At 30.0% G+C, this 1,763-nt stretch carries 1 protein-coding gene, 1 tRNA gene and 1 rRNA gene; all 3 read left to right on the top strand.

All coding sequences use genetic code 11. From position 1 onward, the window contains the following. Nucleotides 1–95 (top strand): 5S ribosomal RNA (rrf, locus tag JOC28_RS10570); the annotation flags it as partial. A gap of 5 nt (nucleotides 96–100) precedes the next feature. Beyond that, nucleotides 101–174: transfer RNA gene (locus JOC28_RS10565), tRNA-Asn, on the top strand. Between the two features lie 486 nt (nucleotides 175–660). Beyond that, the gene (locus JOC28_RS10560) at nucleotides 661–1,149 is read left to right on the top strand and encodes a sigma-70 family RNA polymerase sigma factor (RefSeq protein ID WP_205010631.1); all 489 of its coding nucleotides are present in this window, start codon (nucleotides 661–663) and stop codon (nucleotides 1,147–1,149) included. Nucleotides 1,150–1,763 lie beyond the last annotated feature (614 nt).

The raw sequence follows: 1,763 nt of genomic DNA, 5'->3' as shown, positions 1-1,763 counted from the left end.
GATACACCTGTTCCCATGCCGAACACAGAAGTTAAGACCTAGAACGCCTGATGTAGTTGGGGGTTGCCCCCTGTTAGATATGGAAGTCGCTTAGCTTTAATCCGCCATAGCTCAGTTGGTAGTAGCGCATGACTGTTAATCATGATGTCGTAGGTTCGAGTCCTACTGGCGGAGTTGTTCACACTTACTTTGTAAGTGTTTTTTTTTATTTTCTCAAAATTTTTACGTTCTTTGTCAGTTGAGGACTATTATGTTTTAAGTCAGATAGGATTTTTTATGTCTTTTTTAAGGCCAGGTCCAAGAATAGATGGGTGATTCTTATTATGTACTACTTGTACATGATTATATATTTGCTATACTAGAAATATCAAAATTTGTTGAATTTTTTTTTTGGAAAGGTGATTAAGTGATTTGTGATGAATTCTGGCACCAAAGCAGGATGAGAAAACTTAATCTGAGACGAAAAAAATCTCTTCGTCTCCTCTTTTGAACTACGAATGAATCCCATAATTTACATTACTTGTGAGCATGAGGTAAGTCTAAAATGGAAAGTTAATCTTCATTTTGATGTTTTGTTTTTGATGGAATATGACATTTATGTCATGTTCTTTTTTTCTTTAAGGCTCTATAATTGGATTATCAAAATCAAAGGAGGTATTTATGGAATCACATGAGTTTCTTAAATATTACAGTAGAGTACGACCAATTGTTTTAAAGTTAAGGAAAGAATATTCCTTAAAACTTTGGGAATTAGAAGATTGGGAGCAAGAGGGGCAGATTATCCTATACCAACTTTTAATAAAGAATACTGAAGTAATAAGTGACTCTAGAAAATTATTTGTATTTTTTAAAACAAAATTTTCTAATTATGTTAAGGATCAAATTCGTAAACAAGAAAGTTATAAAAGGAAGTTTGATAAAATGGTCTATGAAGATGTTTGGGAAAATAGTAGTAGAATTGCTAATGGAGGAATGAAGTTGGACGAATTTGTTGCTTTTAATGAAATTATTGATGAATTTAAATCGACACTCAGTGATGATGAAAATGAAGTTTTTGATAGAATTATTACAGGAGGTCGAATAAGGGGAAAAGAAAAAATGATGAAAGAACTAAGGGTTAGATTTAGTGATTTTAAAAATATCAATTAAAAATGAACTATGATGAGTAAAAATTCTAAATATAATTAATCAAAGTCCCTTGTTAAATTATATCTATTGATTGTATATAGAATCAACTAAATGTAAATGATGATCAATCTTAATTATATAAAATTTTATCCAATAAGAAGCTCTCATTAACCTAACTGAATAGTACCCCGAAAGTTAGATTTTCTACTTAACTTTTGGGGTACTATTTTATGTCCTAGGCTACGACGACAAAGTTCAAAGTAATAAGTTTTGTTTAAGAAGAAAGGTTATTCAGTCGTTGTCAGATAAGTTTAATTTTACAGAAGGCTTTTTCAAATGCATGATTCACAAAGTTGATAAGTACAAGGTATAAATGAGTAGTTTTAGAATGAGCATTATCTTCTAAAACAAAACCAAAGGATAGTTAGAATTAAGGTTGAACTTAATTTAGCAAATAAAAATATTGGTTTGATTATTACCAGTTAACAAATTGGTAGACTATAATTTAGCTTTTATAGGCTAGTGAAATTAATGGAAACGAAGCTAAATTTCAAGTGCAAGTTAGCCATTTAGTAAAACATCTTTAGGAGATTTATAGCCTAGTATTTTCTTAGGATAATTGTTTATCCAGTTTT

Source organism: Streptococcus loxodontisalivarius, assembly GCF_016908645.1.
Classification (GTDB): Bacteria; Bacillota; Bacilli; order Lactobacillales; family Streptococcaceae; genus Streptococcus; species Streptococcus loxodontisalivarius.
Note: the sequence above shows the minus strand (reverse complement) of the source record. Positions and strands in the feature narration are given on the sequence as shown.